Origin of the sequence: Cellulosimicrobium cellulans, assembly GCF_016907755.1 — a bacterium.
Classification (GTDB): Bacteria; Actinomycetota; Actinomycetes; order Actinomycetales; family Cellulomonadaceae; genus Cellulosimicrobium; species Cellulosimicrobium cellulans_D.
In genome coordinates, this window is record NZ_JAFBCN010000001.1 from 4,171,723 (window position 1) to 4,183,330 (window position 11,608).

11 protein-coding genes are annotated in these 11,608 nt (G+C 75.5%); 8 read left to right on the top strand and 3 right to left on the bottom strand.

Annotated features, from left to right (window positions below; genetic code table 11):
- Nucleotide 1: 1 nt before the first annotated feature.
- Nucleotides 2-841, bottom strand: a complete 840-nt coding sequence (locus JOE63_RS18025; RefSeq protein ID WP_087472512.1) for a thymidylate synthase — start codon at nt 839-841, stop codon at nt 2-4.
- Nucleotides 842-1,063: 222 nt separating this feature from the next.
- Here JOE63_RS18025 and JOE63_RS18030 point away from each other — a divergent pair, with 222 nt between their 5' ends.
- The 4 genes from JOE63_RS18030 (at nt 1,064) to JOE63_RS18045 (ending at nt 4,666) form a co-directional block, all read left to right on the top strand.
- Nucleotides 1,064-2,470 (top strand): NAD(P)/FAD-dependent oxidoreductase, encoded by a 1,407-nt coding sequence (locus JOE63_RS18030; protein WP_204542893.1) that lies wholly within the window; start codon nt 1,064-1,066, stop codon nt 2,468-2,470.
- Nucleotides 2,471-2,645: 175 nt separating this feature from the next.
- Nucleotides 2,646-3,137: an OsmC family protein gene (locus tag JOE63_RS18035; protein ID WP_087469777.1), complete on the top strand. Its 492-nt coding sequence runs from the start codon at nt 2,646-2,648 to the stop codon at nt 3,135-3,137.
- 39 nt (nt 3,138-3,176) lie between these two features.
- A complete protein-coding gene (locus JOE63_RS18040; RefSeq protein WP_239576751.1) occupies nt 3,177-4,118 on the top strand; it encodes a hypothetical protein in 942 nt (313 codons plus the stop codon).
- A 32-nt stretch (nt 4,119-4,150) separates the two neighbouring features.
- The gene (locus tag JOE63_RS18045) at nt 4,151-4,666 is read left to right on the top strand and encodes an SRPBCC family protein (protein ID WP_204542895.1); all 516 of its coding nucleotides are present in this window, start codon (nt 4,151-4,153) and stop codon (nt 4,664-4,666) included.
- Here the strand turns inward: JOE63_RS18045 and JOE63_RS18050 are convergent.
- Nucleotides 4,640-6,061: a DHA2 family efflux MFS transporter permease subunit gene (locus tag JOE63_RS18050; protein WP_204542897.1), complete on the bottom strand. Its 1,422-nt coding sequence runs from the start codon at nt 6,059-6,061 to the stop codon at nt 4,640-4,642. The genes JOE63_RS18045 and JOE63_RS18050 overlap by 27 nt on opposite strands.
- 54 nt (nt 6,062-6,115) lie before the next feature.
- Between JOE63_RS18050 and JOE63_RS18055 the strand changes: the two genes are divergently transcribed.
- Complete coding sequence (locus tag JOE63_RS18055; RefSeq protein WP_204542899.1) at nt 6,116-6,742, top strand: TetR/AcrR family transcriptional regulator; 627 nt, start codon at nt 6,116-6,118, stop codon at nt 6,740-6,742.
- 104 nt (nt 6,743-6,846) lie between these two features.
- Here JOE63_RS18055 and JOE63_RS18060 read toward each other — a convergent pair whose 3' ends face one another.
- Complete coding sequence (locus JOE63_RS18060; protein ID WP_239576752.1) at nt 6,847-7,755, bottom strand: PadR family transcriptional regulator; 909 nt, start codon at nt 7,753-7,755, stop codon at nt 6,847-6,849.
- Nucleotides 7,756-8,059: 304 nt separating this feature from the next.
- Between JOE63_RS18060 and ddaH the strand changes: the two genes are divergently transcribed.
- The 3 genes from ddaH to JOE63_RS18075 are packed head-to-tail and all read left to right on the top strand — an operon-like array spanning nt 8,060 to nt 11,524.
- Entirely contained in the window at nt 8,060-8,974 is a 915-nt protein-coding gene (ddaH, locus tag JOE63_RS18065) for a dimethylargininase (RefSeq protein ID WP_204542901.1), read from the top strand.
- Entirely contained in the window at nt 8,971-10,230 is a 1,260-nt protein-coding gene (gene rocD / locus JOE63_RS18070; RefSeq protein WP_204542903.1) for an ornithine--oxo-acid transaminase, read from the top strand. The genes ddaH and rocD overlap by 4 nt, the downstream gene beginning before the upstream one ends.
- A gap of 10 nt (nt 10,231-10,240) precedes the next feature.
- A complete protein-coding gene (locus JOE63_RS18075; protein ID WP_204542904.1) occupies nt 10,241-11,524 on the top strand; it encodes an aminotransferase class I/II-fold pyridoxal phosphate-dependent enzyme in 1,284 nt (427 codons plus the stop codon).
- Nucleotides 11,525-11,608 lie beyond the last annotated feature (84 nt).

Here is an 11,608-nt window from a genome sequence, read left to right on the forward strand (position 1 = left end):
GTCAGACCGCGATCGGGGCCTTGATCGTCGGGTGGTGCTGGTACCCGACGACCTCGATGTCCTCGTACTCGTACGCGTCGATCGAGTCGCGCGGCGCGAGGCGCAGGGTCGGGTAGGGGTACGGGTCGCGCGTGAGCTGCTCGCGCACCTGCTCGACGTGGTTGTCGTAGATGTGCACGTCGCCGCCGGTCCACACGAAGTCGCCGACCTCGAGCCCGGTCTGCGCCGCGACCATGTGGACGAGCAGCGCGTACGACGCGATGTTGAACGGCACTCCGAGGAACAGGTCGGCCGAGCGCTGGTAGAGCTGGCACGACAGCTTCCCGTCGGCCACGTAGAACTGGAAGAACGCGTGGCACGGCGGCAGGGCCATGTCCTCGATCTCCGCGACGTTCCACGCGGAGACGATGTGGCGGCGCGAGTCCGGGTTGGACCGGATCTGCTCGATCACCTGGGCGACCTGGTCCACGTGGCGGCCGTCCGGCGTCGGCCACGAGCGCCACTGCACGCCGTACACCGGGCCGAGCTCGCCGTCGGCGTCGGCCCACTCGTCCCAGATGCTCACGCCGCGCTCCTGGAGCCAGCGCACGTTCGAGTCGCCGCGCAGGAACCACAGGAGCTCGTACGCGATCGACCGGAGGTGGACGCGCTTGGTCGTGACGAGCGGGAAGCCCTGCGACAGGTCGTAGCGGAGCTGCCGCCCGAACACGCTGCGCGTGCCCGTCCCGGTGCGGTCGCCCTTGGGGGTGCCGTGCGCCAGGACGTCGCGCAGGAGGTCCTCGTACGGGGTCGGGACCGGCCCGGCAGGGCTGCCCGACGGCGCACGCTCGCCCTCGGTCACGACGGCGAGGGTCGGGGAGGTTGCGTCGGGGGCCACGGTCGTCAGTGTGGGTCGTCGCCGCGGGGCGGGTCAAACACCGCCACCGGCCTGTCCCGACCTCGCCCGCGCACGGCCGCGGGCGCACGTCGGCGGGGTGACGCACGTCATGTCACGCGGAGCGCCTCCGGTCGGTCGTACGGGTAGAGCGCCGGACGGACGCTCGTGGGCAACCAGGAGGCAGTGATGGAACGCATCGTCGTCGTCGGTGGGGGCTACGCAGGGTTCACGGCGGCCCGGGAGCTCGAGCAGCGCCTGCGGCGCGAGCTGCGCCGCGGCGAGGTCGAGGTGGTCCTGGTCGACCCGCGCCCGTACATGACGTACCAGCCGTTCCTGCCGGAGGTGGTCGCGGGCTCGGTCGAGGCGCGGCACGCCGCCGTCGCGCACCGCAGCCACCTGCGCCGGACCCGCCTGGTGGACGGGACGGTCGAGCGCGTGGACCACGCACGCCGCACGGTCGTCGTGCGGCCGCGCTCGGGCGAACCGTACGACCTGACGTACGACACGGTCGTCGTGACCGCGGGCGCCGTGACGCGCGTGTTCCCCGTGCCGGGCGTCGCCGAGCACGCGATCGGCATGAAGCACGTCGAGGAGGCCGTCGCGATCCGCGACCGCCTGCTCACGTCGTTCGACCGCGCCGCGAGCCTGCCCGTCGGGCCGGAGCGCGAGCGGCTGCTCACGGTGACGTTCGTCGGTGGCGGGTTCTCGGGCGTCGAGGGGTTCGCCGAGCTCCTGTCGCTCGCGCACGACCTCACGCGCGTCTACCCCGAGATCGACCCGGCGGAGCTGCGGTTCCACCTCGTCGAGCGCAACCCGCGCCTCCTGCCGGAGGTGACCGAACGCCCGGGGCGGTGGGTCGTGCGCGAGCTCGAGCGCCGGGGCGCGCACGTGCACCTGGAGGCCGGGCTCGTGTCCGCCGAGGGTGGGGTCGTGACGCTCTCGACCGGCGAGTCGTTCGCCACGGGGCTGCTCGTGTGGACGGCGGGCAACGCGGCGAACCCCGTCGTCGCGACGCACACGGACCTGCCCGTGGACGCGCGCGGCTACCTCGTCACCCGGCCCGATCTGCGGGTCGGCACCGTGGACGACACGGTCCCCGACGCGTGGGCCGCGGGCGACGGCGCCGCCGTCCCCGACCTGGCGGTCCCGCGGCCGGGCGCGCTCACGGTCCCTAACGCGCAGCACGCCGTGCGGCAGGGCCGGCTCCTGGCCCGCAACCTCGTCGCGGCCCGGCGCGGTCGGGCCACGCATCCCTACGTGCACGGCAGCCTCGGGGTCGTCGCGACGCTCGGCCTCGGCTCGGGCGTGTTCGAGTACCGGCGGATCGTCGTGCGCGGGCGCCTCGCGTGGCTCATGCACCGCGGGTACCACGTGCTCGCGATCCCGACCTGGGAGCGCACGGCCCGCGTGGTCGCCGTGTGGGCGACGGGCGCGCTGTTCGGGCGCGACGTCGTCTCGCTCGCCGCGGTGCAGCGCCCGCGCGAGGCGTTCGTCGCCGGGGCGACGGCGACCGCCGCCACCGCGAGCGTCACCACCACGCCGGCGCGACAGGTACCGGAACCCGCCGCGCAAGAACCTCTGCGCGCGGCCTGAGACCGCCGTCCGGGTCCGACGGCCCGCCCCGACCGCCGGCCCCGGACGGCTGCACCGAGAGGCGCCGGAGAACGGGGAGAGCCACGGGGATCACGCGCCCGCCGTCCGCGTTCTCCGGGCGACCGACCGGTGGGCGACGAGCGCACCGGCACCGCACGAGTGCGAGGATCGACGCATGACGACCGAGCCAGCCACCACGCCGCAGACGGGCACCGACGAGATCGCCCCGTCGTCGCCGTCGCCCACGGACGCCCTGTGGGTCGAGCGCACGGGCGTGCGCACGTACACGGGCCACTCCGCGCGCGGCGCGCAGGTGCTCATCGGGCCCGCGAGCGAGGGCGCGGTGTTCACGCCGGGCGAGCTGCTGAAGATCGCGCTGGCCGCGTGCGCGGGCATGAGCTCGGACCGCACGTTCGCGCGCCGCCTCGGCGACGACTACGCGGTGACGATCCACGCCGAGGGCGTCAAGGACCTGCCCGAGGACCGCTACCCCGAGATCACGGAGCGGTTCGAGATCGACCTGTCCTCGCTCGACGACGAGGCGCGCGAGCGCCTGCTCACGGTCGCCGAGCGGGCGATCGAGAAGACCTGCACAGTGGGACGGACGATCAAGGCCGGCGCGACCGTGCACACGGTGTTCCAGCAGCCGGGCGGCAGCGTCGAGTGACGACCGGGCCGTGAGGCCCGACCGACGACGGGAGGCGTGATGGCGCACGAGCAGCCGTCCGGTACGCCGGACTACGGGACGTGGGACCCCCAGGGGACTCCCCCGTCGGACGCCGTCGCGCGGCGCGGTCGCCGCGGCGTCCGGGCCCCGCAGGACGCGCCCGTCGACGCGACGGACTGGGCCGCCTACCGGCCCACGCCGCTGCTCGACGCGGCGCTCGACAAGGCCGTGACGATCCCGTCCCACGTGATCCGGGCGCACGTGGACGGCGTGCGCCGCCGGAACCCGGAGGCGAGCCCCGCGCAGGTCGTGCGGATCCTCGAGCGCGAGTACCTGCTCGTCATCCAGGCCGCGGGCGGCGCCGTGGGCGCGGCCGCAGCCATCCCGTCGGTGGGCACCGGCGTGGGGATCGCGCTGACGTCGAGCGACATCGCGACCTTCTTCGCGTCGTCGGCCGCGTTCGCGCTCGCGGTGGCGGACGTGCACGGGATCGCCGTGGACGACGTCGCGCGCCGCCGCGCCCTCCTCCTCGCGACCGTGCTCGGCGAGAAGGGCGCCCGCGACGTCGAGCGCGCCACCCAGGGCTCCGGACTCGCGTGGGGCAAGGTCCTGCTCACGAGCATGCCCGCCGGGACGCTCGTCAAGGTGAACAAGGCGCTCGGCAACCGCTTCCTGCGCACCCAGCTCGCCAAGCAGTCCGGCCTCGCGATCGGCCGCCTCGTCCCGTTCGGCATCGGGGCGGTCGTGGGCGTCGCCGGGGCGCGAGCGCTCGGGCACGGCGTGATCGGCCAGTCCCGGCGCGCGTTCGGGCCGCCGCCGTCGGTGTTCGGGCGTCTGCTGGAGGTCGTCGAGTCACCGGTCGAGGACGCGCCGCCGCGGCTCGTCCCCGTGCCCGACGACGCGGCGAGCCCTCGGCGCCGCCGTCGCCTCCTGCCCGGGCGCGGGCGGCGGGACCACTCCCCCGCGCGCGACGCGGAGTGACGCGCCCGGGCCGAGCCGTGCGGCGGGTCGCCGTGGCACGCGAGCTCGACGTCGACGCGTCCGTCGCGTTCGCGTGGGTCGCCGACCCGCGCACGCACCCGCGCTGGATCCCGCTCACCGTCCTGGCGACCCCCGCGGCCCGCGGCCCGGAGGTCGGCGACCGCTTCACGATGGTGAGCGGGCCGCGCGTCGGGCGCACGGGGCGAGGCTTCACCGACCGCATGGTGGTCGAGTCGCTCGACCGCCCGTCCGTCGCGGCGGGCCCGACCGGGAGCACGCGGGTGCACAAGCTCGGTCCTGTCCTGCTCGGCGACGCGGGGTTCGACGTCGTCCCGCTCGGCCGCGGTCGCTGCCGCGTCGTGTGGTGGGAGGAGGCGTACCTCGCCGGACCGGTCCCCCGCGCGGTGACCGCACCGCTCGTCGGGCTCGCGCTGCGCGTGATGATGCACGTGTCGCTGCGACGCCTCGAGGACCGTCTGTCCGCCCGCCGCTCGGGTGCGTCCCGCCGTCGTGCCGGGCGCTCACGCGGCAGCACCGGAAGTCGGTGAGACCGCCGGCGCGCGGAGCGCAGGGGCGAGCACGGCCACGAGCGCTGCGGCGACGACGGCGAGCCAGAACGGCGTGGCGCCCGCGGCAGCGGGCCACCCTCCGGCGCCGGAGCCGCCGGCCGCAGCGAGGATCGCCGCCAGGACGGCGACCCCCAGCGCCCCGCCGAGCTGGTTGCCGATGAAGAGCACGGTGCTGCCCGAGGGGACGAGCGGGACCGGCAGCGCGCGGTAGACCGCGGAGACGGTCGGGCTGCCGATCGAGCCGAGGCCCAGCCCGATCGCGAGGGACGCGAGGACGAACACCGCGAACGGGGTCGAAGGTCCGCTCGTGACGAGGAGGACCGCTCCGACCAGGGCGACGACCGCGCCCGCCGCGACCGGGCGGGGCGCGCCGAGCCGGTCGCTCAACCGACCCGCGACGGGCATCGCGACGAGCGTCCCGACGGCGTACGGCACGAGCATCGCGCCCGCGACGGACGCCGAGAGCCCGGCGACGCTCACGAGGTACTGCGGCAGGCCGAAGAACAGCGGGTAGATCGACAGGCCGAGCAGCGCCATGATGACGATGCCCGGGGCGAACCCCGGGTACCGGAACGTGCCGAGGTCGACGATCGCCGCCGCCCCGCGACGCCGGGCGACGAGCACGAAGGCGACGAAGCCCAGCGCCGACACGACGACGAACGCGACGAGCCCGCCGTCGACACCGGCCGCGGCCCCGCGGGAGAGCGCGACGAGCGCGGTCGACGTCGCGGTGGCGAGGAGCGCGAGGCCGACCACGTCGAGCCGGACCGGCGTCCGCTCGGCGTCGCGGACCGCCACGACCGACCCGACGAGCACGACCACCCCGAGCACGGCGATGAGCCCGAGCGACCACCGCCAGCCCACGGTGTCCGCGGCGACGCCGCCGAGCACCGGCCCGGCGAGCGGGCCGATCGACATCGCGGCAGCGACGACGCCCATGACCCGGCCCATCCGCGCCGGGCCCGCGGCGCGCGCGACGGCGGTGAGCATGAGCGGCTCGAGCGCGCCGCCCCCGAGTCCCTGGACCCCGCGCGCGACGACGAGCGTCCCCAGGTCGGGGGCGAGCGCCGCCGCCGTCGCCCCGACGACGAACACCGCGAGGCCCGTGAGCCACGTGGCGCGCACCCCGAACCGCAGGCTCGCCCACCCCCCGAGCGGGATCGCGACGGCGGTCGCGAGGAGGTACGCCGTCGTGACCCAGTGGACCGACGCTCCCGCGCCGAGCTCGGCCGACAGCGCGGGGACCGTGGCCCCGACGACCGTCGTGGCGAGCAGGGCCAGCACCCCGCCCGCGGTGAGGAGCACGATGCCGGCGCTGGAGCTCGTCGCGCCGCGGCGGGCGGTGAACTCGTCGGTAGTCTCTACTGAACTCATGCGTTCACTATACGCACGAGTTCAGTCTGCACAACCCCCCGGTAGGATCGGGTCATGGTCACCGTCCAGCCCCGCACCGACCGCCGCGAGGCGATGCTCGACGCCGCGCTCGAGGTGTTCTCCCGCGACGGCTACGACGGCGGCAACATCGACGAGATCGCGCGGGTCGCGGGCGTCGCGAAGCCGACCGTCTACAGCCACTTCGGCGACAAGGCCACGCTGTTCGAGGAGACCCTGCGCCGCGGCGCGCGGCGCGCGAACGAGCGGGTCGACACCGTGATCGACGCGATCGACCTCGACGGCGACGACCTGCGCGGCGAGCTGACGCGGCTCGGCGACGCCCTCGTCGGCTGCGTGACGCACGACGACGGGGCCGCCGTGATCCGGCTCCAGCTCGGCGAGCGCGCGCGGTTCCCCGAGGTCGTCGACGAGGTGAGCCGGGGCAGCCGGGAACGCACGATCGACCGGCTCGCGGGCAAGCTCGCCCAGCTCGCGACCGCGGGGCGGCTGCGCGTGCGCGACCCGCGTCGCGCGGCCCGCCAGCTCCTCGCGCTCGTGGCCGACGACGCGCTCGTCACGAGCGGGTACGGGTCGCGCGTGCTCGACCCGGGCGAGCTGCGCGGCACGATCGACGACGGCGTGGACACGTTCCTCGCGGCGTTCGGCCCGGGCGAGGACTGAACGCCCACCGGGTCGGCGGACGCAGAGACGCCGAACCCGGGGTTGCCGGCCACCCCTGGCTGCGGGTGGCCGGCAACCCCGGGTTCGGCGGGGTGCGGCGAGGGTCAGGCCGTGGGCTCGTCCTCGGCCGGGGCGTCCGCGACGGGAGCGTCCTCGACCGCGGCGCCCGACGGCGCGGGGTCGTCGCTCGGCGCCGAGGCGTCCGGCACCGCCGGGCCCGCGAGGATCAGGTAGAGCTCGCGGCGCGTGCGCTCGAGGAGCTCCGCCGCGGCCTGCGCCTGCTCGTCGGTACCCGTGCGGGCGACCTGGTGGACCGCCGCGGCGACGGCCTCGACGCCCGCGCGCAGCTCGCGCCGCGAGCGCCCGCCGCGACCGGCGGCGTCGGCGAACGGGTCGCCCAGCTCGGCCGCGTGCTCCGCGACGTACGCGGTGCCCGCCTCGGTGAGCGTCGCGAGGCGGCGCCCGCCGTCGGCCGAGAGCTCGACGAGCCCCTCGTCCTGGAGCAGGTTCAGCGCCGGGTAGACCGCGCCGGGGCTCGGGCGCCACTGGCCCTCGCTCCGCTCGGCGATCTCCTGGATGACCTGGTAGCCGTGCATGGGCTGCTCCGCGAGGAGCAGCAGGACGGCGGCGCGGACGTCGCCGCGGCCGGCGCGACCGGGACCGCGACCCCGACCGCCGTGACGACGGCCGCCGTGGCCCGGGCCGAACCCGGGACCGCCGGGTCCGCCCGGCCCGAAGCCCGGGCCGAACCCTCGCCGGTCGTCGGCCGGCCCGCCGGGAACGAAGCCCCGTCCGCCGTCGGCCGGGCCGCCGAACCCGCGGCCACCGCCGCGGCGCGCGCCGCCCCGACCTCGGGGACCGTCGCCGCGGAACCAGGCCGCGTCGTCGGGCACGGGCGGGAAGCCGTCGCGACGACGGCGGTCCGGGCGCGGCCCGGGACGCTCGCCGAACGGCTGGGACATGTTCTGGACGTTGTCCGGGGTCCTGCCCCGGTGCTGGTGTGTGTAGCTCATGGGATGTGTCTCCTGTGTTCGTGGGGCTCCGGGTGATCCGCGGAGCGGTGGCGGGCCGGTGCGGCCTCGCGGTGGTCGCGAGCCGCGTCTCGGCTCAGCGATACGGTAACGATATATCGCTAGACTATCGATGTCAACACCCTATGCACGAGCGCGTCGCCCCAGGACGCGCGCGGGCGGCGGACGTACGCTGGCATCCAGCAGCCAACCGGCAGCCCACCAGCACCACCGGACGCCAACCCTCGTCCGGCCACCACCCGGGCCGCACCACCCCGGCGGGCCCGGCTCCCGCGAGGAGGCGGCGATGCGCCCAGGCCAGCCCCGGCACTACCTCATGTGCCGGCCCACGTACTTCACCGTGAGCTACGAGATCAACCCGTGGATGGACCGGCGCACCCCGGTCGACACCCCGCTCGCGGTCGCCCAGTGGGAGCGCCTGCGCGACACCTACCGCGACCTCGGCCACGCCGTCGAGACGATCGATCCCGTCCCAGGCCTGCCGGACATGGTCTACGCCGCGAACGGCGCGACCGTCGTCGACGGCCTCGTCTACTCCGCGCGCTTCGCCCACCCCGAGCGCGGCCCCGAGGGCCCCGCCTACCTCAAGTGGTTCGCCGACCACGGCTACGTCACCCACCTCGCCGAGCACGTCAACGAGGGCGAGGGCGACCTCCTCGTGGCGGGCGACGTCGTGCTCGCCGGGACGGGCTTCCGCACCGAGCGCGCCGCGCACGCCGAGGCCGCCGCGCTGTGGGGGCGCGAGGTCGTGACGCTCGAGCTCGTCGACCCGCGCTTCTACCACCTCGACACCGCGCTCACCGTGCTGCGCGGAGGATCCGGCTCGGCCCCCGGTGCCCAGGTGCCCGACGGCGACGCCCACCCCGGCCTCACCGGCCCGCCGCCCGTGGACGTCGTCTACTACCCGCCCGCGTTCTCGCCCGCGGCGCAGGAGGTGCTCCGCGAGCGCTACCCCGACGCGCTCCTCGCGACCGAGGAGGACGCCGTCGTGCTCGGCCTCAACGCGGTGAGCGACGGGGCGCACGTCGTGCACGCCCCGCGCGCCGAGGGGCTCGCCGCCGCGCTGCGGGAGCGCGGCTACGAGACGATCGCCGTCGACACGTCCGAGCTGCTGCGCGGAGGCGGCGGCGCCAAGTGCTGCACGTTGGAGATCCGCGAGCTGACGCCCGGGTCGCGGTCCACGACGGGGAGCGCGTCGTGACCGCGCAGGACGTCCGCCCGGTCGCCGGGGCGGCGGACGACGGCCCGCGCGACGCGCTCGCGCACAACTACCACCCGCTGCCCGTGACGGTCGCGACCGCCGAGGGGTCGTGGGTCACCGACGTCGACGGGCGCCGCTACCTCGACTTCCTCGCGGGCTACTCGGCCCTCAACTTCGGGCACCGGCACCCCGCGCTCGTCGCCGCCGCGACCCACCAGCTCGGGCGCGTCACGCTCACGTCACGCGCCTTCGACCACGACCTCCTGCAGCCGTTCGCCACCGCGCTCGCCGCGCTCGTCGGGCCGCTCACCACCGGAGGGACGGGCTCCCTGGTGCTCCCGATGAACACCGGCGCCGAGGCCGTCGAGACCGCGGTCAAGACCGCGCGCAAGTGGGGGTACGACGTCAAGGGCGTGCGCCCCGGAGAGGCGACGATCGTCGTCGGCTCCGGGAACTTCCACGGCCGCACGACGACGATCGTGTCCTTCTCCGACGACGAGGACGCGCGCCGCGGGTTCGACCCGTACACGCCCGGCTTCCGGCTCGTGCCGTACGGCGACGCCGACGCGGTCGCCGCCGCGATCGACGAGACCACCGTCGCCGTCCTGCTGGAACCGGTCCAGGGCGAGTCGGGCGTCGTCGTGCCGCCCGCCGACTACTGGCCGCGCCTGCGTGCCCTCACGGCCGAGCGGGACGTGCTGCTCGTCGCCGACGAGATCCAGTCCGGGCTCGGCCGCGCCGGCACGACGCTCGCGGTCGAGACGTGGGGCGTGCGCCCCGACCTCGTGACGCTCGGCAAGGCGCTCGGCGGCGGGATCCTGCCCGTGTCCGCGGTGGTGGGCCGCCGCGACGTGCTGGAGGTGCTCACCCCGGGCACGCACGGCAGCACGTTCGGCGGCAACCCGCTCGCGTGCGCGGTGGCGCTCGCGGTCGTGGACCTCTTGGCGAGCGGCGAGCCGCAGCGCCGGGCGCGCGAGCTCGGCGCCCGGTTCCACGGGCGGCTCGCCGGGTTCGTGGAGGCCGGCCTGCTCGACGACGTCCGCGGCCTCGGGCTGTGGGCGGGGCTCGACCTCGACCCCGCGCGCGGGACGGGTCGTGACCTGTGCGAGGCGCTGCTCGCGCGCGGCGTCCTCGCCAAGGACACGCACGGTTCGACCATCCGCCTCGCTCCCCCGCTGACCATCTCCGCCGACGACCTCGAGACCGGGCTGTCCGCCCTGGAGGACGCGCTCACGGGCCTTGCGCGGGGTCGGTAGAGTCCGGAGGGTGACCACGCCCGAGCACCCCGCACCCGGTACCACCACCCTCGCGTCGTCCCTGGACGACCTGCGTCGCGCGTACGCCGACCTGCAGGCCCTGGGACTGAAGCTGGACCTCACGCGCGGCAAGCCCTCGGCCGAGCAGCTCGACCTCTCCGAGGCCCTGCTCGCGCTCCCGGGCGAGGGCGTGCACACCGACGCCGACGGCACCGACGTCCGCAACTACGGCGGCCTCGACGGCCTCCCGCAGCTCCGGGAGATCTTCGCCGAGCTGCTCGGCGTGCCCGTCGCGCAGCTCCTCGCGGGCGGCAACGCGAGCCTCACGCTCATGTACGACACGCTCGCGTACGCGACCCTCTTCGGCGTCCCCGGCTCCGAGCGCCCGTGGGGCCGCGAGGAGAAGGTCCGCTGGATCTGCCCCGTGCCCGGCTACGACCGCCACTTCTCCGTGTGCGAGGCGCTCGGCATCGAGATGGTCACCGTGCCTGTGACGGCCGAGGGCCCCGACGCCGCCGCCGTCGCCGAGCTCGTCGCGAACGACCCCACCATCAAGGGCATGTGGGTCGTGCCGACCTACGCGAACCCCGACGGGTCGGTCGTCGCCGAGGACGTCGCGCGCGCGCTCGTGTCCGTGCCCGCCGCCGCCCCCGACTTCCGCATCCTCTGGGACAACGCGTACGCGCTGCACCACCTCACCGACGACGAGGTCCGGAGCGCCGACGCGCTCTCGCTCGCCGCCGAGGCCGGGCACCCCGACCGCGTGATCCTCTACGCCTCGACGTCGAAGATCACCTTCGCCGGTGCGGGCGTCGCCTTCCTCGCGTCGTCGCCCGCGAACGTCGCCTGGTACAAGAAGCACCTGTCCGTGCAGTCCATCGGCCCGGACAAGGTCAACCAGCTCCGCCACGCGCTGTTCTTCGGCGACGCCGACGGCGTGCGCGCGCACATGCGCAAGCACCGCGACATCATCGCGCCCAAGTTCGACGCCGTGACGAGCATCCTCGCCGAGCGCCTCGACAGCACCGGCGTCGCGTCGTGGACCGAGCCCAAGGGCGGCTACTTCGTCAGCCTCGAGGTCGTCCCCGGCACCGCGTCGCACGTCGTCGAGCTCGCGAAGGCCGCCGGCATCGCCCTCACGCCCGCCGGCGCGCCGTTCCCCTACGGCAAGGACCCCGAGGACAAGGTCCTGCGCCTCGCCCCGACCCTCCCTCCGATCGAGGAGGTCCGCGTCGCCATGGACGGCGTCGCGACGTGCGTCCTCCTCGCCGCGGCGGAGGCCGCCGCGCGGTAGAGGGTTCCGACCCGCGAGATAGAGCCTCCGGTCGCGAGGTAGAGCCCCACGGGTTCTACCTCGCGACCGGAGGCTCTACTTCGC